We start from the raw sequence: 19,995 nt of genomic DNA, 5'->3' as shown, positions 1-19,995 counted from the left end.
ATGCGCATCACCAAGCGGGAATAGCTCAGTTGGTAGAGCACGACCTTGCCAAGGTCGGGGTCGCGAGTTCGAGTCTCGTTTCCCGCTCCAAACGTTAAAGAAAAAGCCACTCAATAGAGTGGCTTTTTTTTGCCTGTGATTTACGGAATAGACGCTTAGGCGTCTTTTTTTGTGTGCAAAACCTTGGGCGCCCAGGGTGATCCTTTAAGACTCAAATTCGTATTGTTAACGGATTCGCTCAGTTCACCTGTCGCCAAGCCAGCTACTGTTTGTTCATCCGCCCGGCGTACATAGACCTTTGGTCATGCGTCACTTCTGGTACCGATAATCCTGAGTCACGGTGGTTTACAGGCAGTGGACTTGCCACATGTCCTGGCAACTGCTTGAAAAGGCCTCTCTGCGTGATGCGCCCCCAATGCTCACCCGAAGAAGCTATGCGACATCGGAATTGGACCCCATGAACGCGGTGTTTATACTCAGTGAACCTGCATTACGAAAGGCGCAAAAAACACATGGAGCTATACGAGGAGCAAGGAATGGTCTACGGCCAAGAGAAAGAAGCGCGCACAGGGCGACGATCAACGATGCTTCGCGCTGCCAGCGCGGAATATTCCGGCGTGCGTCTGCGGGTAGTGCTGTCGGAGTGCAAGATCGCGCCAATGGATTTCGCGCTATTTCTGAAGATCAGCCCTCAGCGGCTGACCAATTGGTTTTCTCGTGGTATCCCGCACTCGCAGCTCGATAGGATCGCAGGACTGTTGAGCGTTAATGCACAATGGCTGGAAACAGGGGCTGGGGAAAAATTCCCGGCGACAAGCGAGTAGCGAGCCCTGCGGGAGCACATAGCAGGATTCCCCAACCGCAACCGCCGTAAGGTTCCGGTCCGCTTCCGTGAAGACACACAGGTCCAACCCGTCACTGATGACATAGGACGACAGCAGGTAACCGCCAAGTTTCAGAGCCGCGTCGTTGTAGCGCCGATGCTCTGCGCGCACATCGCCCCAGTCGCCGCAGATGTGCCGGCGCACGTAGGGAAGCGGGTCGAGCAGATCCTGTCGGGTCAGCGCGTCGACACAGCGGGAGATGGTCAGGCCACCGAAGGGAAATCGTGGCTGAAGGCTGAGGAGGGCGGACATGGGGATGCGCAGTTCCTCCACGGCGATGGGGCTTCGTACTCTAGCAAGGTCGAACGTTCCGACGGCGAGGTCGCGGTCACAATCACGCACGTGATGGCGTTGCTTGTGGGTCGGCAGGCGTGCTTTGGCTGGGTAGAAAAGCTCCATGGGGCCGGCTCTTGGCAACGTGTCCAACCCCGCAGGTACTTCATCGTTCGCTGACCCATGACTTTGTCACTTTTTATGGGTGAGGGCGTTCGGCCCCGCTGGTTTCCTTGACCGCATACAACAGGCAGCGTACCGCTTCACGATCCTCATCCGACAATGAGCGGTAGTAGTGGATCAAGCGCTCTTCTTCTCGATTGATTTGGCGGGGCCGCAGGGATGTGCCGGGGGCGGTGCGTAATGAGGGAAAAAACGAAGTATTTAGCATGACCCTATTTCTTTATGAGATGAATGGAGACGTGGGCTTCTTGCCCGGAACAACTGAATACATAACGTTTATTGTAAGAAAGAGCTCGTCATTTTTTGTGACTGCTGAGTTTTTCAGAAGGGGCTGTCGGAAGGGCTTGGCAACGGTGTAGGAGCGATCTTTCAAACCCGGTTTGAAGGTGCGATTGAGCGGAGAGCCCGCCAAACTGGTATCCCTGGTCAGATTGGCGGTGGGGAGGTGCGAGCCTGTCAAAAACGGGACACCTCCTTGAAGGCGCAGGTCAAATAGCGCATCGCCACCCGGTCGGTTTCCGACAGCGTGCGGAAGTGTTCAATCAACCCACCTGATTCATCCGTTATAGGCTGATTCGCATTGACGGAACCTCAAGAGGCTGTACGTGACTCAAGGTCTATTTCGGCCGGCCACTGCACTTTGGGGGCCAAGCGACGCGCGAGATTGAAGCTCACGTCTTCGTTGTTCCAGTCACGAGGTGGGCGGGGAAAAGCGGGCAGGGCTTGCGGGCCTTGTTGCATGAACAGTTGGGCCATGGCCCAGTACATTTCGCCTTGTTGAATTTCGTGGGCGAAATGAAAACGATCTATTACCTGGTGGGTGCCAGGTTTCACCACGGCAAGGGTGACGGTTTCGATGAGGCCGCCACTGCCCATGGGGCCGTACACGCTGCAGGCTTCGGCACGCAGGTTATCCCAGTCATAGACTTCGGCCCGAACGCCCCAGGCGGTGCGGCTGAAGGGTCTGAGGCCGTCGCGGTAAAAGCGGTAGACGTAGACTTTGCGTCGGAAGCGGTTGAAGCGGATGGGTTCGTCGCGGGGAGGGGCAACGTCCATTCTCCAGATAAACACGCTTCCCCATAGGGGGGTGATAAATCCGATGAGACCGAAGAAATGAAATACAAACGAAGGTATATCTCCAGTCGCTATAAGGATAACGATCCAAGTGATGGGAGGAATGAGAGCAAACAGAAACATACAAGGAGCCATCCAGACTCCAATCCCGCGAGTTCGCACGGTGGCGCGTGCCAGTTCAAGATATACATCGTCAACATGATTGGGCGGATTCGATAGTACGGGAGGATACGGTTCAATGGAGGGCGATTCGTTTGGCCCCGGCAAATCGTGCTTCCAGCCAGGAGCAGGTTTGTCGAGTAAAGGTGTTTTAAATACCATGATGAGCTGTTCCAAGTTCGGGGTGAACGCCGCTTGTAATCTTTAGCCTGTTGTATCGAGGCCGCTTCGGTTGATGGCTTGTAGTCAGGGCGCGGTGCGTGACTCCAGGTCTAGTTCGGCTGGCCATCGCACTTTGGGGGCCAAGCGACGCGCGAGATTGAAGCTCACGTCTTCGTTGTTCCAGTCACGAGGTGGGCGGGGAAAAGCGGGCAGGGCTTGCGGGCCTTGTTGCATGAATAGTTGGGCCATGGCCCAGTACATTTCGCCTTGTTGAATTTCGTGGGCGAAATGAAAACGATCTATTACCTGGTGGGTGCCAGGTTTCACCACGGCAAGGGTGACGGTTTCGATGAGGCCGCCACTGCCCATGGGGCCGTACACACTGCAGGCTTCGGCACGCAGGTTATCCCAGTCATAGACTTCGGCCCGAACGCCCCAGGCGGTGCGGCTGAAGGGCCTGAGGCCGTCGCGGTAAAAGCGGTAGACGTAGACTTTGCGTCGGAAGCGGTTAAAGCGGATGGGTTCGTCGCGGGGAGGGGCAACGTCCATTCGCCAGAAGTAAATCCCTAGCCACAAAGCTGTGATGAGTCCAAAAAATGCTACTAAAACGAGAGAGGTAGGGGGGGCACTATGCTCTTTAACTGCAAAAGCAACCAGCGTAGCCGGAAAGCCTAGAGACAATAGAAAGATGAAAGGAACCATCCAAACACCAACTCCACGAACTCTCATAGTCGCGCGCGCTAGTTCGAGATACACATCGTCAACATAATTGGGTGGATTCGATAGTACGGGGGGATACGGTTCATTGGAAGGCGACTCGTTTGGTCCCGGCAGATCGTGCTTCCAGCCAGGAGCAGGTTTGTCGAGTAAAGGTGTTGTGAATAGCATTGGAGTAGTTCCAGTTGGGGTTGAGAGCTTTTTTACCTTTGCTTCAAGCGGGCAGCAGACAACCAGTAAGCCGGCACACTGTTGATGATCACCAGCGATTGTTGCCATGGGAAAAGTAGGCAAATGCCCATGCCAAGTTCATCCAAGGCTGTGGTTTACAAGCTATCCATCAAGATGAGCTCGGCGTAGGCATCGTGAATGTCGCGATCGGGCCAGTAGGTTACCGACAAGGTCGCCGCTTCAATGTTGTGTCGACGGCGGTCGGGCAACAGTACAACCGCGCCTTTGATATCGTTGACCTGCGAGGTACGGGCATCGGCCAACGAGACGGTGCGAACTTCCTGCGTGGGCAGGGTGCTGTCGGCCCGGTAGTCAGGCTTGTTCGGACGTTTGGGCACAGCCAGCGCCGCTCGGCGTTCGCTGGCGGCGGTTGCCAGGGTGGGAGGATTCAACTCGCCTTCGGCCAGCACTTCGCCGCCGGTGTACTCGTTGGCCGAGCCATCGCCGTGACGATGAACCGTCAGTGACCAGCGATAGGCCGACCGGTTGGCATCGAAGAACGGCAGAACCAGGCGATATTCGAGGTTCTGTTCATGGACCTGTGCGCCCACACTACCCATGGGGCCGCCCCAGCCATGAGAGCCGCTATCGACGATTCGCAAGCGGAAGTTGACGCCGGCCTCAACGCCAATGGTCGCGGCATTGAGCTCGGCGATGGCGATGTGTGCGTGTTCAGGTTTCTTCCAGTGAATGGGCGGGTCTTCATTGTGTGCGCCGAAAAAACAGCGGCGTGCCCAACGTTCAAGAGGTGTTGACTCTCCTCCTTCGGCCCATTTGTATAGCCCGTACCCTGCTATACCGAGAAATATTGCTATACCGAGCGGACCAAGCAGGGTACTAGCAGCCGTAGCAGCGGCCCAAACGCCAGCGCCTGCTCCCAAACCGGAAATCATGGCAGAGAATAAATATTTTGATGCAGCGGAAGTATCACCCCCCTTCCAAGTACGATTAGCAGCAAACCCCGCTCGCGTCGCATCGTACAATCCCGCCACAGCACCAATACTCCCTCCAGCCCGTACGAATACGTTGCCCACCCGTGAAGTCGCTCTTGCTGCAGTCATCGCCTGGGCAGACAAGCTGCCCGCCTTCTGCACCTGAACCGCCCCCTTTTCCAGTGCAATACCTACAATTTCCACCCCTCCACCCAACACCCCCAAACTACTGCCATACACCGCCAACCTGGCCTCAACGGCCTTTTCGCCCATGGCTTTCTCCGCTTCCTTGAGACTTTTGTTCAGCGAGTCGCTAAGCAGGTACATCCCGCCCATCGCCATCAAAAACTCGCTACTGCCGACCGCGCCACGCAGCCCGGTAAAGCCGGTGCGAACCCATCCAGCCGCCAGGTACGAGGACACCTTGACCCCCTGCAACACCTTGCGCGCCTGCGGGTCCAGGGTGCCAACCCCAATTGCGATTTCGACTAGCGCAGCGTGGGCACCTTTGCCCAGTTGGTCCACGCCGAGGTTGGCCTGGCGCATCAGGCTGTCCTGCAGCTCGGTGACCTGGCCTTCCACCCAGACGCTGAGGGTCACGCTGAGGTTGGCTATTTTTGGGTCCAGCACTGCCAGGCTGAGCAGGCCGCCCTGAATCAACGGGCGCACCTGTCTGCGCACCTTGCGGGCCTCTTCGTCGGTTTTGCCCAACTCGTCCTTGAGGCCTTCCCAGGTGCGGTCGATGGCATCCGCGGCCTTGCGTTGCAGGTTGCGCAGGTGCTCGCATTGCAGGGCGTAGTATTCACCGAGCTTCATCTTCACCTTGAGTTCGGTCAGATGAATGCCGTTGTAGAGCAGTTGGCTGGCACTGTTGAGACGCGAAACCGCCCGCCCCACGCCAGGGCCGAGTGACGGTTGCAAGCGGGCAGCAGCGGCATTGAGGGCGCCGAGAAGCTGCGCCATGGCGTGCTGTAGACGGGGGCGGACATGCTGCTTGAAGTCGTCGTTGGCGATGAGCTTGGTAAGGGTGGAGTAGAGCTTTTCGCTGTCGTTCCAGTCGCCATCACCTGTTGCATTGAAACTGGGCAACAGATCGGCCAGCAAGCCTTTGTCACGCAAGAGAAGGGCGCGGTAGATCGGGCTCTTTGGGTCGTTCAGCCATTCACTCCACAGGGAGGCGGTATGGCCGTTATCTTGACTCGCGGGCGCTTCACTGATACCACCTTCAAGGCACAGCGCCATGGTCTGGCTGTAGGCCCGTCCTGATGGGCGGTCATTACCGTCGTAGTCATTTTGCTCGACACACACGAACAGGCTGGAGCGGCACGCTGCCGCGTAGGCGTGTGCGCTTTGGTCGATGTAACGCTGATAGTTGGCGCATTCCTGCTCATACAGTTGGTGAAACAGGGCACGGCTCTGTTCATCGTAGCGCTCTTCCAGTTTCTGGTTGTGGGCGAGTGTGCGCTTCTGGACGATCCGCTCGCGTTGCTGCTCAGGGCTGGAAAATACCGGAGGGCCATCGCCGGTCATGGGCTCGACAGACGCCGCTAGGGGCGTCTGGCCTTCTGCCTGTTCGCGATGAACTTCGCGAATGGCGAGCAATAACTGAGAGGTCTGGTAGCGATAAGCCCGGTCCGGGTCGTTCATCCAGGCCTGGCGCTGTTGCACCCAGCGGTTGCGCGTGTCGTTGAGCTCCTGCACAAGACCAATGATGTCATCCAGTACAAACGCGAGGACGCCTTGTTGGAGCTTGTGCTGTGGGATGGCGCTGCGCAGGAAGCCCTTCAGCGCGCCCAGGCGATGGGCGCGGCTATGGAAACCGTGCACGCTGTCGAATCTTGGGGCTGCCTCTTGCGGGGGATGCTCATAAAAACGCCAGTCGGGTTCGGTAGGGATGGGCAATGGGCTTGTCGGGTGGTGCTGGTATTCGTAAACCTGCTTGTCCACCTGCAGGTTTTCATCGGTCATGGCCAGGCCAACGCTGGCGGGGTTGTCGCGTGCGCTGGCGAGGTCGAGTGTCTGGAACCGCTCTGAAGCCTGACCGGCCTTGTAGGCGTCCAGCACGCTGGCGGGCCACGGGTCATTGGCAAAGGCCAGCCACGCTTGGGTGTGTTTGTCCGTGTCGATGTTGAGGAACGAGGCCGGGCAGTCGTGGTTGGCCGCGACGCACGCATCGGACAGCGGGGTCTCGTTGGCAGGCGGCGGTGCGTAGGGGTTGAATTGACGTAGATAACCGTCCGGGCTGATCTGGTAAGCCTGCCAGGTTTTGCGATCGAGCAAGACATACAGGTAGCCGGCGCGCAAGGTGCGCAAGCCCAGGCGCGTATCGATATGCACGGTATCCGGACGCACTGGCTCATTCGGTGAGCGCGGCACCAGTGCGTGGCGCAATGGCAGGATGGGTAACCCTTTACGTTGGCAGGCTTTGCATTGATCGTTTGAAACGGCGGTTTCGGCTATAACGATGCCCAGTTGTGTGCCCAAGGTCATTGAGGTGCTCCGGCATAGGTCAGGTCCGACACTGCCCTTTGCAAGGCGATGTCGTTGTAGGGGACCAGCAGTTGGCTGAGCGGCGCTTGCCCCTGAACCGCTTGTTCAATCACGGCGCGAAAGCCGGTGTGCTGGTGCAGATGCGGATGCAGCATCAGGCGATGCAAGGCGAGTGTCAGGATGTCGTCCTGGCGGCTAAGCCCAAGCTGACGGGCTTGCTGGATATGGATATAGGCTTGTGCCGCCGCTTGGGGCGGCAGCGCAGTAGGGCCGCTCCAGCGAGCCGGGGCATACGCCAGCGGCAATTGGAGTGCGCGACGCCAACCGCTCAACAAGGCCGCAACCAAGGGGGCGTCCTGCTGTACCGCCGTCGTGTGGCTGCCCGGTACGGTGCGACGTTCGGGCGCGCCCACCAATACGCTGCCGGCACCGCTGCTTGTGGGCAGGAACCAGCGTCGAATTGGCCACCAGGGCCCCTCATTTTTGTCGAAGGTGCCAGCCAACAACTCCAGCCGAACGGGCTCATGGATCGGGAAAAACACTTGGCCTTGCTTCGAGGGCAGTAGCCCGAGCGAAACGATGTGGGCACTTAGCTCCTGGGAGGGGGCGCTGCTACTGAGCCAGCCGCACACGTAACGCTTGTGACGATCCATCTCCTCATGAGCGCGTAAGGCAGATAGCGCCAATAGTTCCTGCGACGGCGAAGTTCCGGGTGTCGCGAGGGCCACCAGCGCTGGGCAGGCCGACGGCGTATGGATCAGATCGGGCCGATGCACAGGCGTGACGGCATCGTCGCCGAGCGTTTGGCGCAATACCTCTATGCGTAATGGATCGTCTGCGGCGCAGTCGGCCAAGGGGTCGAGTAATAAATACAGGGTGGCATCGGGCGCATGCTGTTCGGCCACGAACGCCTGGACGCTCGCCGGCCTCATCGGTTTTTCTCCACACAGGCCTGACCTGTTTCGGGCTGCAGCTGCAGCTTCAGGGCTTGGCCGTTGCCTGGGTTTGTGGCGTTGACCGGGCCACGCAGGGTTATCGCTATGCCATTGAGGTGAATGCCTTGCGCGTCGAGCGTGAGGCTACCTCCCGGGCTTTGGAAGACCACACGCTCACTGGCTTGCAGTTGGTAGACCGTGGTGGTGTGGTGTATGCCTTGGCCGGCAGTTAGACGATGTTGCCCCGAGATCGTTTGCTGGCAGTGGCCGCCCACTTCGCTGTGGTGGTTGGCTGTTGTGGTGTCGTAGCGGTTATTGCCGACCCGCTCACTGCGATCCCGACCGACAGTTGTCTCATGGTCACGTCCCGACGAGAGCGTGTGGTCCCGGCCGATCACGTGGGACTGGTCGTTCCCGATAGTGATCTGCTCGTCATTGCCTACTTCTTCTTTGCGGTTATTACCTACAAACGTTGTGTTGTCATGTTTGACATGAACGTTCTTGTCCTTTTCAGCATGGATAAACACCTCCTCGTGCCCTAGCTCATCCTCAAAACGCAGCTCATTGAAGCCATTGCCTTTATGGGTTTGGCTCTTGATGGTCATCCGCGTCTTGTGTTTGGGCAGCTCATACGGCGGCAGATTGGTCTCGCGGTAGGTACGACCTGTGGCGATGGGCTGGTCAGGGTCGCCATCCAAAAAGCTGATGATCAGTTCCTGATCCACGCGCGGCACGGCCATGGCGCCCCAGGTCGCACCGGCCCAACCCTGAGCCACACGAATCCAGCACGAGCTCTGGTCGTTGTTTTTATCCGAACGGTCCCACGGGAACTGCACCTTGACCCGGCCCCATTCATCGCAATAAATCTCTTCCCCTGGCGGCCCAACCACCGTGGCAATCTGCGGGCCGTCGATGCAGGGTTTGTCGCGCAGCGGGGCTTTCCAGTCGGAGGTCCAGCGGATGGCGGTGGCGGTCATTTCATAAGACGTGCCGTGGCCGCTTCCAAATGCCTCCTCCTCCAAGCTGGTGTGCTGTTTGCCTTCGTGGGTGATGGCGATGGTGCGCCAGCGGTCGTTGAAGTCTTCGCGGGGATGCTCGTTGAGGTCGAACGCCAGCCCCGGTTGCAGGCGTGCGTCGTCACCGGCCAGGTGCGCCAGTTTGGCGTCATTGCGCAGGGCGGTGAGCCGAGTCTTGGTGAAGGGTTGGCCGGCGATGTCGCGTTTGTAGCGGCCGGGGTAGTCGTAGCGCTCGTAGTCCTTGTGCTGGTTTTTCAGGTCCTGGTCGCCGGTGGCGGTGTGCTGCTGGTCGTAGCGCGGGTGGGTGAAGGTGTAGTCGCGTTGTACCTGGCGGGCGGTGCGTACTTGTTCGGTGTAGTGAAAGCGGGTCAAGGCCGGTTCCGTGGCATCGCCGCCGGCCATGGGTTGGTAGATCACGGGGCAATGTTTGTGCGTGCCGATGGTACCCAGGCCGCCGACGCGGTCGGTGAGGACGAGGGTGTGGCCGTCGGCGCGGTGTTCGAAGGTGTAGAGCAGGCCTTCCTCGGCGGCGAGCCGGGCGATGAAGGCGAGGTCGGTTTCGCCGGCCTGTACACAGTATTCACGAGGTTGGTGGTCGAAGCAGATTTCGCGGCGCAGGTCGGTCAGTTTTTGCTCGGCCAGCACACTGGTGATGATGTCGGGCACAGTCTGGCCCTGGAAGATGCGCCAGTTGGAACGCAGGTCGAAACGCGCCAGGGTCGGTTCGATGACGGCTGTGTAGCGGGTGCGACGAAAACCGGTGTCGCCCTGGGTAAACAGGCTGACCAGGCCATGGACGTAACGTACTGGGGTTTCACCACGCCATATGGTGAATAACCCCGCCAAGTCGAGTACCCGATTGAAGTCGATGGCCGCGTTGTGGCTGGCCAGTTGCAGTTCCAGTTTGAACGGCTGGGACAGGCCTTCTTCAAGCGTGAAGGACACCACGTCGAAGGCATCGCCTTTCAAGGGGACGAAGGTAAAACGCAAGTCGCATTGGCGGGGCATGGGGCCTCCATTTCAGTATGTAAGTGTCAGTCGATCAACCAGCTGCTATCACCGTTTTCCAGTTTTCCATCGTGGTCGGTGGTGTCGCCAACTCGGGCCACGGCTTTTCCTTCGACGGTCATAGAGCGTGAGCCGCTGGTGATCACGGCGCCGCATCCGAGGGTGTCGCCGACACGGGCGACAGCTTTGCCATTGACGGTCATGTTGCGGGCGCCGCTGTCGACGGTGGTGGGGCCACACAAAGGGCAATCATGGTCGTGTCCGACCAGTACGACGGCAGGCATAGAGCCTCCTTATAGGTTTCAAGTCAGTGAAGGGTCCGCCGCTGCACGAGCCGCAGCGGCGGAGCTGGATACGCGCTTAGCCCGCTGCTGCCGGCTTGCGCCAGTCGTCCGAGGCTTCAGTACCGGCTACCACATGACTCCAACTGACCTTGCGGTAGGACAGGCTGGTTTTGATCAGCTGGGTGTAGTTCTGGTTGTCGCTGTCTTGGGCGTGGGGCAGCACGGTATGGATATCAACGACGGTGGCCTCTTCCAGCTTGGTGGTGAAAAAGTGCTCCTGCTTGCCATCGAGGTTGGTGCGAAACCACTTGACCTCGACGGTCGGCAGCATTTCGCCGGTGGCCAGGGCCTGATAGAGCAGTGGCGAGGCTTTGTTCAGCGCGCTGGTGAAGGTCAGCGGTTTATGCACACGCTGTCCGGTGGGTTGACCGCTTTGCGGGTCGGTTGGGGCACCGATTTGATGGTCGATTTCCTGGGCGAGGATTTCGTCTTCGTGACCTTCCACAAAGACGTTGCCCACCGAGTCAGCGGTGAACGCGCCTTTGGTGATATGCCCCTGGTTTTTGCCGTGGATACTGATATACGCGGGTGTTGGCATGACAAGCTCCTTGTCGCGATGATTGAGCGACCTTGAGGTCGCGGTTTATGGCCGAAACGGCCATGGCTTTGCAGGCGCTCGACATGAACGCGCTGAAATTCGATTACAGGTGCAGCATCCGCTCCAGCGACACCAGCACCTGCTGGGTGATGGTGTTCAGGCGGATCGAGTAGATCGTGTAGGCGACGGTCAGCACGACGGCGGCCATGGCCCATGGCGTCCACAATGGCCAGGCGCGTTTGATTCGGTAGTTGCGCGGCGCGACGTTGGTCAGCGGGTCGGTGAGGCGTTTGGGTGTTTCGCCGCGAAGAGGGCGTAGTAATCCGTGCAATTGGTCGATGATTTTGCGTATTTCGTCGTCGCCCTTGGCGTGGGCGCCGTATTTGCCTTTGAGGCCGGAGATCAGGCACTGGTACATGAACTCCAGCACATGCTGGTACCTGGCTGCCTCGGGGATCATGTTGTTCATGATGGTGAAGAATTTTTCGCCGCCTCGGGTCTCGCCGTGGAACTGGCTGAGCAGCGAGCGGGCGCTCCAGGTGGAGAGCCTGCCCCAGGTGGTGCGCATGACCACCTCATCCACCAACAGGCACAGGCTGTAGGAGTAGGCCTTGAGCATGCCGGCGTCGTAGTCGAGCTGGCGGACTTCTTCCATGATCGCAGTGATCTGGTTGCTGACGCTTTGGTACAACGCAGGCACGTCATGGTGGTGGTCCAGACGGCGCAGGCGGATGACCAGACCGATCAGCGGCGTGGCGGCATCGCACAGCGGGTTCCAGGCCACGCCGCGTATGTCGTACTCTGGATCCGCCAAGTAGGTGCGGTTGCTGACAGTGATCGATTCGCCGCTAACGTCGATGGCGCCGGAGACATCCTCGTGACGCCATGAATCTAATGTTTCCTTATTCATCTCTCTCACTCCTGATCGCCCAGAACTGCAATTCCAGCTCGGGGAATTCACCGGCAATATGGAAACCGAACCCGCTGCCACTGCTCAGGCTTTGCCAGGCGGGGTGATGGCGGTCGAGTTCGAAGTAGCTGAAGCCGGCATGAAACGGCAGGTGCCGCGGCGCCACTGGCAGCGGCCGCAGTGGAATGCCCGGCAGCTGCAGGCTGACCAGTTGCTCCAGGCCTTCGGTGGAGCTGATCTTGATCTGCCGGGGCAGTTGCTGACGCAGGGTCTCCGCCGGCAGTTTGGCGCGCACGGCGAGGATGAACTCGGCGTTGCCCAACAGGCGCTTGTCGTTCAATGCGGCGCTACGCACGCCGTACTCCTGATCGACGATCGGCAACGACACCGCACGCGGTTGCAGTACGGTGCCCAAGGCGCGGCGCAGGGTGTGCTCCAGGACCTGGAAGGATTCGCGCAGGTTGTCGTGCTGGTAGGCCGGGTATTCCTGGGGCAGGTGGCCCTCATCGGTGAAGGTCACCAGCTCGCCGCAGGCTTGCGCCAATGCGATGTACAGCCGCTCCGGGTGAACCTGGCGTTGCCGGGCCAGGTGCTGGAACAGCGGGAACAAGCGGTTGAGGGTTTGCAGCAGGTTGAAGTCGGTGACATCGGCCACCCCCGACTGCCCCGGTGAGCCGATACGCTGGGCCAGGTTCTTGGCGCGCTCACGCATCAGCCCGGCCACTTCGCCGAGGTAGCGATGCAGCGCCGGCACCGCTTGCAGGGACAGGCTGGTGGGATAGAAGTGCTCATCCATCACCAGGCTGCCGTCGGGGCGCTTGTCTTTGATTCTGCCCAGGGCGATGCCGGTGAAGGCGCTGCGGTCGCTGCGTTCAAGCATCAGTTGCAGGTTGGGTACGGCCAGGTCCATGCCGACCTGATCGCCGTCATCGCTGTGGGTATCGCGGATTTCCTCGCGGCGGGCGATGTAGCGGCTGTTGCCGTACTGGTCGGGCCAGCGCACTTCGAGGGCGCCGTTGGACCGCAGTGGCAGCGCCAGGTAAACGATCTGGTTGACCGCGCTGCTGTCGACAATTTCCAGCGGGGAGGGCGGCGCCAGGTCGTGGGGAATATCGAAGACACTGCCGTCGGGCATGATCCCGCGTGCCTGGGTAATGGCGACTTTACCGAAGCTCAGGTACTCGGTGTTCAGCGTCAGTTCGCCGAAGCCGTAGAGCGCGTCGTTGAGGCTGTGCAGGCGCTGATGCACGGCGGCTTCAGTAGCGCGGGCCTGTTGCTGGAAGTGCTGGGGTTTGACGAACAAACCTTCATGCCAGATGACGGGGTTGCGTGAACTCATCGGTGATTACTCGGGGCAAAAGCGGCTGAAAAAGGCGTCATCGGGTTTCTCCTTTGAGGCTGACCTGGGCGGCATCCAACTGCACCAGTACGGCGTACTGGCGGCCTTTTGGCTCGACGCGCAGGCGCTGTTTCCACTGGCCGACATCAGTGCTGTGGTAGTTGGCGATCACCGCGATAAAGCGGGTGTCTTCATCCAGGGCGCGCAGGTCGATGAACTTGAATTGGCCGGGGTTGAGCAGGTAGTCGTCGGCCCGGATGTAGGTGCTGCCCAAGGTCTTTTTCAGGTCCTCGGCCAGGGCTTCGGGGCTGGCGTTGACCAGCAGCGAGTCATCGGTCAGTTGCAGCACCTTGAAGGCGATTGGCGTGGCGACATGCCCCAGCGCCGGGCTGCCCCAGGGGGTTGTCAGGCTCACGCCCTGGGCGTCGTAAGCGCCGAGCAGCGCGTCCTCGATAGGCGACATTTGCTCCGTAGGCGTGGGCTCAACGGTCAGCAACGATTGCGCTGGCACGGCTTCGTAAAGATGGTTGAGCAGGGTTTGCACTTTGTCCGTCAGCGCCTGCGGGCTGGCGGCCTGGACGTTGAGGGTGTAAGGCGAGCGGTTTTCGTCCTCAACCGGTGCGGTGCCGGTGCTGATCAGGCGCGGGTTGACGTTGTCGCTGGCGTGCAAGCTCAGGGAGTAGCGACTGGGCTGGTCGTCGGGGCCTCCAACCGGGATAGAAGGGGTCCAAATCACCTGGCCGATCTTGCCGAGCATGGTGCAGCCGCCGAGGGCCAGGCAGGCCAGCAACAAAGTGCACAGGCGCAGGTTGCTGAACAGGCTGAAGCTGCGCTTGTGTGCGGGCGTGCCACTATCCGCCAGTGGTGTGGGCGGCGGCGCTTTATGCATCGCCCGCAGCGGATCGCCTTGCTCGCTTAAATCCACGGGTTGGCAAAGGCGTTCGAATTCCGGGCAAACCACAGGTGCAACTTCGGCCAGTGGAAGGTTCGTTTCCTCCTCCAGGTGCCACTCCAGCAGACCATCCGGGCGACCGCTGAACAGCGCTTCGAGCGAGCGTTGCCCTGGCGCGTGCTCGCCAAACTGCACGGCCACTCGATAGGCGCCCACTTGCAAGAAGTCGCCATCGTTGAGTGCTACCGCACTGTCGCAACCCACCGGCAGATCATGGCCATTGACGTAGGTGCTGCCACTGCGATCGATCACACAAAAGCGCCCCTCGACAACGCGGATGTCACAGTGGTTAGGCCGCACACTGTTCTGACGATCCACCAGGCGCCAATCTGTCGCGGCACTGCCAATGCTGCCACCCTGCGGACCAAAGCGGTGACTGGGTAGATAGCCGTGCAGCAACTGCGCGGGATTACTGATAACCAGGGTCAGCTTCATGCGCGCCCCCGAATCCGCACCACGGCGGGATGTCGTTGTTGCTGGTGCTCGATAAAACTGGTCCAACCCAGGTGAGTGCCACTGGCGTGTTGCAGGTTGAACGGCGGTACATCTTCTTCGCGCAGCCCCAGTTCCAGGTCGTAGGCGGTGGCATCGCGCAGCAGAAAATCCATCAACTGGCGCAAGCGCCCGAACTGATCGCCGCTGGGCAGAAACTGACGAAAGCGCGCCTGAGTCAGGTTGGGAATCACCAGGGTGAACTTGCTGGCGCGGGTCTTGCTGCGATCACCCACCACAAAGTTGCTGCCCAGGGTGCCGTTGGCTTTGCCCAGCGCCAGGCGCTGGCGTAGTGGAAAGCTCACCGAGCGGGCCTCGAACTCACGGATATGCACGCCGTGCAGGTCGAAACAATGCTCGACGATGCCGGACACCACCGACGGCGAGCGGCTGCGGTTGGCGATCAAGCCGGCAAAGCTCAGCAATCGGCCCCATGGCAGCGGGGTGGCGCCGCGCAGGTCGTTGTCATTCAGGCCGACCATCGAGAAGACGTAACGCGAAAAGCGATCGGTGGCCTCGGCCTGGAAGCGAACGTAGTAGCGGTACTTGCGCCAGCTGGTGTGCAGCAGTGTCAGCAAACGATGATTGAAAAAGTCCATGAACGCCGGACGAATGCCGCGCTCCTGGGCCTGCTCGTAGGCCAGACGGTCCAGGTAGTAACCGGGCAGTGGCGAATCCGTACCGTGCAGGCCAAAGAAGCTGGTCTGCAAGCGATAGCGCACCTCTTCACGATCTTCCTCAATGCGTGCGGCCTCTACGACGTCTGAGGCCGGAAACCCCAGCCCCGCATGGCTTTGCAGGCGTACGCGACGGCGCACCGCATCACTCAGGGGCCGTGCTTCCAGGTCATCGCCATGCAAGGCGTGCAGGTGCTCCAGCAGACGGTGAAACGAATAGTTCCGCGCGTCGGCCAGCAGCAGGTCAGCTAGATCACGGGTTGTCTGCCGGTCAACAGTGGCCATTCGTAGCGCTCGTTGTTAGTGGTATTGATCACTTCCAGGCGATGGAAGGAGTTGATGCTCGCGTACAGGGCGAAGAAGTGCGAAAGCACGCTGGCGAACAGGTACAGCTCGCCCTCGCAGAGAAAAGCGGCCTGGTCCAGCTTTAAGCGCGTCTGCACGCCGCGCACCGGAAGGCCTTTCATCAGCCAGTCGATGGGCGTGGTTACCGCATCTTGGATGCCGTTGAGGCGTTTGCGGGTGGCGCGGGCCTGTTGCAGGTCGTGCAGAGCCGCAAAGTCATAGGCACGGATCACCGCCTTGAGCGGCTCGGGCGACAGCAATGACAGGTAGTTGAGAGACAGGTTGGAAATCAGCGTCCAGTGCAGGCTGCTGTCCAATACCGGTCGGTAGCTGCGCGTTGGCGCAATCAGGTTCGTATAGGTGGCAAACGAGGGTGTGGCCTCGGTGGACCGCGACACATCCCCGATACCCAGCCTCTGCGGCAGGTCGCGGTTGGTACAGGTCAATTCGATTGAAGCTGCCTCGTTTTCGCCGGTATACAGGCTTTCATCGCCGCGCACAAAGGCGATGCGATGACGCAAGCCTTCACGCCCGTGGGACTCCTCGATATGCGTGCGGAAATACAGTGCCGTACGGCCCCGGGCATGTTCGATCTCATGCTGGAACGATTCGAACGGGGTGAAGCGCCGCAATGGATCGCCTTTGCGCTCCTTGTCGGCGGCGTCCCAACCGGCCACGTGGTCGACACTGAAAATTTCATACGCATCCTGGCGGTTGCTCGTGGGGCTGATACGGCGTTCCTGGCTGCGCCCGTCCAGCATGATGGGCTCGGCATCGTGGCGAAACAGGTTGACCGCTGGCGCGCAGAACAGATGAAGGTCAGTGGTGCGCAAATGCGTATTGACCGGCATCGGCCGCGAGAACTGAAATTCGAAGCGAATCTGCCCGGTGGTGACGGCCGGCCAGACCTTGGCAAGCCGGGTCAGGCTGAAAAAGTGGAAGCGCTGCGGGAACACAAAATATTCCTGCAGGATGCGGTAACCATCGAACACATTGCGCGGGTAGGGCAGCAGTGCCTCATCGGGGGTGAAACCGGGAAAACCCAGATCGTCGGGGTTGAGGCGATAAGGCGTGTTGTTGACGTACAGCGTGATGTTTTTGAGGTAATGGGCCAGCCATAGGTACAGGGTCAGCGCGGTGGCATTGTCGCCGCCCAAGTGAAAGTCCAACTGGTCGCACTCAAGGCTGTCGAGCGGCTGCTGAGTCAACACATTCAGGTCGATGCGCAGTGTCGAGGCTTCACGGCTGTGGGCATCGCTGACGGCGTGCAACGCCAAGGGGTAGAGGTTGACGTCAGTGCAGGTGCGAAACTCGCAGGAAATGCCGTCCACAGGGTTGGCAAACAGCCGCGTCCCTTTGGGAATCACTTTGCGCTGACTGATTGCATTGGGCAGCGGTGTGAAACGGATGATGGTCGCACTGGGCAGTGGCCGCAGGTAATTGGGCCAGAGCATTTGCAACAGCGGGTGGGTCAGCTCCGACAGGTCGTCATCAATCTTCATGCCCAGCTTGGCGGTGAGGAAGGCAAAGCCCTCCAGCAGCCGCTCCACGTCCGGGTCATCGGCCTGATCGCCGAGAAACTGCGCCAGTTGCGGGTTGTCCTCGGCGAACTCGCGGCCGAGTTCGCGCAGGTAGCGCAACTCCTCGGCAAAGCGTTGTTTCAAGTCCATCGCATCCTCATCTCACCCGGGTGTAGCCGTCGCGGCCGTGCATGGCCACTTCGATCTGCACCTGTTCTTCCTTGTGGTTGACCTGCACCTGGCAATCGAGACGAAAGTTCAGCTCCAGCGGCAGGTCCGGATCGGGCTGATAGCGCACGCCAGTGACCTTGATGCGCGGTTCAAACGCTTCCACCGAACGCCGGATATCAGCGCTGATGGCCAACACCAGATCACTGCTGGCCTGGGTGACGCCGTTGAAGTCGCGCAGGCCCAGTTCAGGGCTGCTTTGTGAGCAGCCCTGGCGTGAGTTGAGCACCTGCTCCAAGTGACGTTTGATCGCCTCGACACGCTGGTGCGCCTGTTCATCCGCGCAGCCTTGGCGGTAGCGCGGTGCATCGGGTTCCAGGCGTTCGAACAGGCTGGCACCGCTCATTTATTGGGTGTCCAGCCGGCCGACCAGGGAGATCTCGAAGTTGGCGCCCATGTACTTGAAGTGCGGCCGTATCGCCAACGACACCTGGTACCAGCCCGGGTTGCCCTCGACGTCCTGCACTTCGATTTTTGCGGCGCGCAATGGGCGACGGCTGCGTACGTCGGTCGATGGGTTTTCCTGATCGGCGATGTACTGCTTGAGCCAGGTGTTCAGCTCGCTTTCCAGGTCCTGGCGTTCCTTCCAGCTACCGATCTGCTCGCGTTGCAGCACCTTGATGTAGTGGGCCAGGCGGTTGACGATAAACAGGTACGGCAACTGGGTGCCGAGCTTGTAATTGGTCTGGGCTTCCTGGCCTTCGCGGGTCTTGGGGAAGTTCTTGGGTTTCTGCACCGAGTTGGCCGAGAAGAACGCCGCGTTGTCGCTGTCTTTGCGCATGGTCAGCGGGATAAAACCGGCTTCGGCCAGCTCGAATTCCTTGCGGTCGGAAATCAACACTTCAGTAGGGATCTTGGCCTGCAGCTGGCCGAAGGATTCGTACAGGTGCACCGGCAGGTCATCCACCGCACCACCGGACTGTGGGCCGATGATGTTCGGGCACCAGCGGTAGCGGGCGAAGCTGTCGGTGATGCGCGAGGCCATCAGGAACGCGGTGTTGCCCCACAGGTAATTGTCGTGGTTACCGTCGACGGTTTCGTTGTAGCCGAAGCTGCGGGCCGAGTTGTCTTCGGTGCTGTAGGGCGTGCGCAGTAGAAAGCGCGGCAAGGTCAGGGCCAAATGGCGAGCGTCTTCGGACTCGCGCAAGCCGCGCCATTTGGTGTGGCGGGGGCCGTCGAAAATATCGTTGATTTCCTTGAGGTCGGGCAGGCCCTGGAAACCTTCGAGGTTGAACAGTTCCGGCCCGGCCGCCGACACAAAGGGCGCATGGGACATGGCACCGATGGAGGCTACATAGCTGAGTAACTTGATGTCCGGCGAGCTGGGACCAAAAGTGTAGTTGCCGACAATGGCACCCACCGGCTCACCGCCGAACTGGCCGTAGCCTGCGGTGTAGACGTGCTTGTACAAGCCGCTGCGAGTGATATCACCGGCGTTGTCGAAGTCGTCCAGCAACTCCTCCTTGGTGACATGCAGCATTTCCAGCTTGATGTTTTCGCGAAAGTCCGTGCGGTCCACCAGCAGTTTCAGCCCACGCCAGGCCGATTCCAGTTGCTGGAGCTGCGGCTGATGCAGGATCACGTCCATTTGCTTGCTCAACGCGCGGTCGATTTCGGCAATCATCTGGTCAACCCGGTGCTTGTTGACCGGCTGCTCGTGATCACCGCTTTGCAGGATCTCGCTGATGAACGCAGCCACGCCTTGGCGGGCCACGGCATAGCCTTCCTGGGACGGGCGGATGGTAGTATTGGCCAGCAGTTGATCGAGCAGGGACGGCTGTTCATCGGCGACCAGCACTTGGGCGGCACTACTTTCCCTAGGCATAAGGGCTACTCCATATGGACGTAAAAGAACTCAGTTGTTTGGCGCGTCAAGCACCAGGTTCAGTTCGCTGGCCAGGCGTTGGCGGGCGGTTTCATCGGTCAGCAGGTTTTGCAGGTGCTTGCGAAAGGCAGGTACGTTGCCCATTGGTCCCTTGAGCGCAACCAAGGCTTCGCGTAGTTCCAGCAATTTGTTCAGCTCGGGTACTTGGCGAGCAATGGCGTCAGGGCCGAAGTCATTGATGTTTTTGAATTGAAGTTTCACATTCAAGTCGGTGTCGTGATCGTTGTTCAGTACCGACGGGACCGCCATGTCCAAGGCAACTTCTGCTTTGGTAAGGACTTCATTGAAGGTGTCTTTATCTATCCGAATGGATGGTCTATCTTCAAGAGCGCTTAGTTCGCCGTGGCCTTTGAAGTCGCCGGTGACCAGTAACTTCAGCGGTAGCTCGACTTCGGCTTGTTGGTCGCCTGTAGCCGGCACGTACTTGATATTGATGCGTTCTTTAGGCGCGACAGAACTTTGGGATTTCGACATGGGAAAAATCCTTTTTTGAAGGTGGCGCTATTAAAAGCCCATGTTTCAGAAAAAGTCATGTCGGACGAAGCCGATTCGTTTCGTGGTACTTGGATGTAAGAAAAATTACTGTTTAATGTTTATGTTTGGATTGAGAAAATTCATACACTGTCAGGTTTTGTTATCTGAGGGGTATATCTGGTATTTGAGGGTGTTGCAAAAAAAATGATGCCTCTGGCTTGCCAGTT

Annotated in this window: 17 protein-coding genes and 1 tRNA gene; 1 reads left to right on the top strand and 17 read right to left on the bottom strand. The window is 59.5% G+C overall.

Going from position 1 to position 19,995, the window contains the following annotated elements:
• Positions 1-14: 14 nt before the first annotated feature.
• A tRNA-Gly gene (locus TX24_RS08350) sits at positions 15-90 on the top strand.
• Between the two features lie 581 nt (positions 91-671).
• Here the strand turns inward: TX24_RS08350 and TX24_RS32290 are convergent.
• The 17 genes from TX24_RS32290 to tssB form a co-directional block, all read right to left on the bottom strand.
• Positions 672-1,283: a hypothetical protein gene (locus tag TX24_RS32290; protein WP_186354198.1), complete on the bottom strand. Its 612-nt coding sequence runs from the start codon at positions 1,281-1,283 to the stop codon at positions 672-674.
• A gap of 73 nt (positions 1,284-1,356) precedes the next feature.
• The gene (locus tag TX24_RS08335) at positions 1,357-1,548 is read right to left on the bottom strand and encodes a hypothetical protein (protein WP_032892413.1); all 192 of its coding nucleotides are present in this window, start codon (positions 1,546-1,548) and stop codon (positions 1,357-1,359) included.
• A gap of 383 nt (positions 1,549-1,931) precedes the next feature.
• On the bottom strand, positions 1,932-2,537 hold the full coding sequence (locus TX24_RS08330) for a DUF6708 domain-containing protein (RefSeq protein WP_338059759.1): 606 nt from the start codon (positions 2,535-2,537) through the stop codon (positions 1,932-1,934).
• Between the two features lie 282 nt (positions 2,538-2,819).
• Positions 2,820-3,437: a DUF6708 domain-containing protein gene (locus TX24_RS08325; protein WP_338059758.1), complete on the bottom strand. Its 618-nt coding sequence runs from the start codon at positions 3,435-3,437 to the stop codon at positions 2,820-2,822.
• Positions 3,438-3,778: 341 nt separating this feature from the next.
• Positions 3,779-7,105 carry a T6SS effector BTH_I2691 family protein gene (locus tag TX24_RS08320; protein ID WP_057710132.1) on the bottom strand — a complete coding sequence of 1,109 codons (3,327 nt, stop codon included), beginning with the start codon at positions 7,103-7,105 and terminating at the stop codon, positions 3,779-3,781.
• Entirely contained in the window at positions 7,102-8,037 is a 936-nt protein-coding gene (locus TX24_RS08315) for a hypothetical protein (RefSeq protein WP_057710131.1), read from the bottom strand. Before TX24_RS08315 ends, TX24_RS08320 begins: the two co-directional genes overlap by 4 nt.
• Positions 8,034-10,064 (bottom strand): type VI secretion system Vgr family protein, encoded by a 2,031-nt coding sequence (locus tag TX24_RS08310; protein ID WP_057710130.1) that lies wholly within the window; start codon positions 10,062-10,064, stop codon positions 8,034-8,036. The genes TX24_RS08315 and TX24_RS08310 overlap by 4 nt, the downstream gene beginning before the upstream one ends.
• A gap of 26 nt (positions 10,065-10,090) precedes the next feature.
• Positions 10,091-10,348, bottom strand: a complete 258-nt coding sequence (locus TX24_RS08305) for a PAAR domain-containing protein (protein ID WP_047710546.1) — start codon at positions 10,346-10,348, stop codon at positions 10,091-10,093.
• A 76-nt stretch (positions 10,349-10,424) separates the two neighbouring features.
• On the bottom strand, positions 10,425-10,946 hold the full coding sequence (locus tag TX24_RS08300) for an Hcp family type VI secretion system effector (RefSeq protein ID WP_057710129.1): 522 nt from the start codon (positions 10,944-10,946) through the stop codon (positions 10,425-10,427).
• Between the two features lie 103 nt (positions 10,947-11,049).
• Positions 11,050-11,856, bottom strand: coding sequence for a type IVB secretion system protein IcmH/DotU (icmH, locus tag TX24_RS08295; RefSeq protein ID WP_057710128.1), 807 nt, complete (start codon positions 11,854-11,856; stop codon positions 11,050-11,052).
• Entirely contained in the window at positions 11,849-13,195 is a 1,347-nt protein-coding gene (gene tssK, locus TX24_RS08290) for a type VI secretion system baseplate subunit TssK (RefSeq protein ID WP_057710127.1), read from the bottom strand. Before tssK ends, icmH begins: the two co-directional genes overlap by 8 nt.
• Before the next feature lie 37 nt (positions 13,196-13,232).
• Positions 13,233-14,582, bottom strand: a complete 1,350-nt coding sequence (gene tssJ / locus TX24_RS08285) for a type VI secretion system lipoprotein TssJ (RefSeq protein ID WP_057710126.1) — start codon at positions 14,580-14,582, stop codon at positions 13,233-13,235.
• Entirely contained in the window at positions 14,579-15,601 is a 1,023-nt protein-coding gene (gene tssG / locus TX24_RS08280; protein ID WP_057710125.1) for a type VI secretion system baseplate subunit TssG, read from the bottom strand. Before tssG ends, tssJ begins: the two co-directional genes overlap by 4 nt.
• Complete coding sequence (tssF, locus tag TX24_RS08275) at positions 15,565-17,331, bottom strand: type VI secretion system baseplate subunit TssF (RefSeq protein ID WP_057710124.1); 1,767 nt, start codon at positions 17,329-17,331, stop codon at positions 15,565-15,567. The genes tssG and tssF overlap by 37 nt, the downstream gene beginning before the upstream one ends.
• A 7-nt stretch (positions 17,332-17,338) precedes the next feature.
• Positions 17,339-17,755, bottom strand: coding sequence for a type VI secretion system baseplate subunit TssE (tssE, locus tag TX24_RS08270; protein WP_057710123.1), 417 nt, complete (start codon positions 17,753-17,755; stop codon positions 17,339-17,341).
• Entirely contained in the window at positions 17,756-19,234 is a 1,479-nt protein-coding gene (tssC, locus tag TX24_RS08265) for a type VI secretion system contractile sheath large subunit (protein ID WP_057704082.1), read from the bottom strand. It abuts the gene before it with no gap.
• A 30-nt stretch (positions 19,235-19,264) separates the two neighbouring features.
• Positions 19,265-19,768 (bottom strand): type VI secretion system contractile sheath small subunit, encoded by a 504-nt coding sequence (gene tssB / locus TX24_RS08260; protein WP_057710122.1) that lies wholly within the window; start codon positions 19,766-19,768, stop codon positions 19,265-19,267.
• Positions 19,769-19,995 lie beyond the last annotated feature (227 nt).

Source organism: Pseudomonas lactis (assembly GCF_001439845.1).
Classification (GTDB): domain Bacteria; phylum Pseudomonadota; class Gammaproteobacteria; order Pseudomonadales; family Pseudomonadaceae; genus Aquipseudomonas; species Aquipseudomonas lactis.
The sequence above is the reverse complement of the archived record's forward strand: the minus strand, read 5'-3'. Positions and strand labels throughout refer to the sequence as shown.

Bases quoted from the DNA above. Each gene is read 5' to 3' on its own strand.
- TX24_RS32290 (WP_186354198.1), bottom strand. From the start codon at position 1,283: ATGGAGCTTTTCTACCCAGCCAAAGCACGCCTGCCGACCCACAAGCAA.
- TX24_RS08335 (WP_032892413.1), bottom strand. From the start codon at position 1,548: ATGCTAAATACTTCGTTTTTTCCCTCATTACGCACCGCCCCCGGCACA.
- TX24_RS08330 (WP_338059759.1), bottom strand. From the start codon at position 2,537: ATGTTTCTGTTTGCTCTCATTCCTCCCATCACTTGGATCGTTATCCTT.
- TX24_RS08325 (WP_338059758.1), bottom strand. From the start codon at position 3,437: ATGGTTCCTTTCATCTTTCTATTGTCTCTAGGCTTTCCGGCTACGCTG.
- TX24_RS08320 (WP_057710132.1), bottom strand. From the start codon at position 7,105: ATGACCTTGGGCACACAACTGGGCATCGTTATAGCCGAAACCGCCGTT.
- TX24_RS08315 (WP_057710131.1), bottom strand. From the start codon at position 8,037: ATGAGGCCGGCGAGCGTCCAGGCGTTCGTGGCCGAACAGCATGCGCCC.
- TX24_RS08310 (WP_057710130.1), bottom strand. From the start codon at position 10,064: ATGCCCCGCCAATGCGACTTGCGTTTTACCTTCGTCCCCTTGAAAGGC.
- TX24_RS08305 (WP_047710546.1), bottom strand. From the start codon at position 10,348: ATGCCTGCCGTCGTACTGGTCGGACACGACCATGATTGCCCTTTGTGT.
- TX24_RS08300 (WP_057710129.1), bottom strand. From the start codon at position 10,946: ATGCCAACACCCGCGTATATCAGTATCCACGGCAAAAACCAGGGGCAT.
- icmH (WP_057710128.1), bottom strand. From the start codon at position 11,856: ATGAATAAGGAAACATTAGATTCATGGCGTCACGAGGATGTCTCCGGC.
- tssK (WP_057710127.1), bottom strand. From the start codon at position 13,195: ATGAGTTCACGCAACCCCGTCATCTGGCATGAAGGTTTGTTCGTCAAA.
- tssJ (WP_057710126.1), bottom strand. From the start codon at position 14,582: ATGAAGCTGACCCTGGTTATCAGTAATCCCGCGCAGTTGCTGCACGGC.
- tssG (WP_057710125.1), bottom strand. From the start codon at position 15,601: ATGGCCACTGTTGACCGGCAGACAACCCGTGATCTAGCTGACCTGCTG.
- tssF (WP_057710124.1), bottom strand. From the start codon at position 17,331: ATGGACTTGAAACAACGCTTTGCCGAGGAGTTGCGCTACCTGCGCGAA.
- tssE (WP_057710123.1), bottom strand. From the start codon at position 17,755: ATGAGCGGTGCCAGCCTGTTCGAACGCCTGGAACCCGATGCACCGCGC.
- tssC (WP_057704082.1), bottom strand. From the start codon at position 19,234: ATGCCTAGGGAAAGTAGTGCCGCCCAAGTGCTGGTCGCCGATGAACAG.
- tssB (WP_057710122.1), bottom strand. From the start codon at position 19,768: ATGTCGAAATCCCAAAGTTCTGTCGCGCCTAAAGAACGCATCAATATC.